We start from the raw sequence: 827 nt of genomic DNA, 5'->3' as shown, positions 1-827 counted from the left end.
GTATGGAACCGGTCCCAGAAAATAGACACGGCTCCTGCCTCCCACCCGGCAGGGGCCGTGTCTATTTTCTGGGACCGGTTCCATACCGTCCAGGACTCGCCCGCGGGTCGGACACCCGCGGGTGAGTCGACGGCGGCGGGTGAGTCGACGGCGGCGGGCGAGTGGGTGACGGCGGGGGACGCTGGCTGCAGCCCTCGGCGGGGCGGTCGTCCACAGCCCGGACGAATTCGCGTGGTTGTCCACATTCTGCGATTCCGGGCTTCGATGCCGTCCTCCGCGAAGCAAAGGTGGAAGGGAGATCCGCTCCCGTTCCCGGAGGTCCCACGTGCCCCGCACCACCACCCGCTCGAGTCGCCGGCCGCCCGGCCCGGCAGCTGTGCTCTCACCCGTTCCGGCCGGAGCCCTGTCGTCCGCTGGGGCCGGAGCCCTGTCGCCCGCTCGGGCCCGAGCGCAGTCGTCCGCCCCGGCCGGAGCGCCGCCGCCGGCCCGTCCGCTCGTCGTCACGCGCGACGAGGACCTCCTCGACGACCTGCTCCGCATCGCGGCCGCCGCGTCGGTCGAGGTCGAGGTCGCCGGGCGGCCCGACTCCGTCCGATCACGCTGGTCACAGGCGGTGCTGGTCGTCGTGGGCGACGACGAGTCAGAGGCGCTGACGAAGCTGTCGCTGCCCCGCCGCTCCGGCGTGCTGCTCGTCGGCGCGCGGGACGACGACGCCGACGTGTGGCGGCGCGGCGTCGCGATCGGGGCCGAGCAGGTGCTGTTCCTGCCCCATGACGAGTCCTGGCTGGCCGGGCGATTCGCCGACGCCGCCGAGGGCGGGGCGGGCG

1 pseudogene is annotated in these 827 nt (G+C 74.0%); it reads left to right on the top strand.

Going from position 1 to position 827, the window contains the following annotated elements:
- Positions 1-325: 325 nt before the first annotated feature.
- Positions 326-827 (top strand): annotated as a pseudogene (locus tag E1212_RS29140) (hypothetical protein); the annotation flags it as partial.

It is taken from the genome of Jiangella ureilytica (assembly GCF_004348545.1).
Taxonomy (GTDB): domain Bacteria; phylum Actinomycetota; class Actinomycetes; order Jiangellales; family Jiangellaceae; genus Jiangella; species Jiangella ureilytica.
The sequence above is the reverse complement of the archived record's forward strand: the minus strand, read 5'-3'. Positions and strand labels throughout refer to the sequence as shown.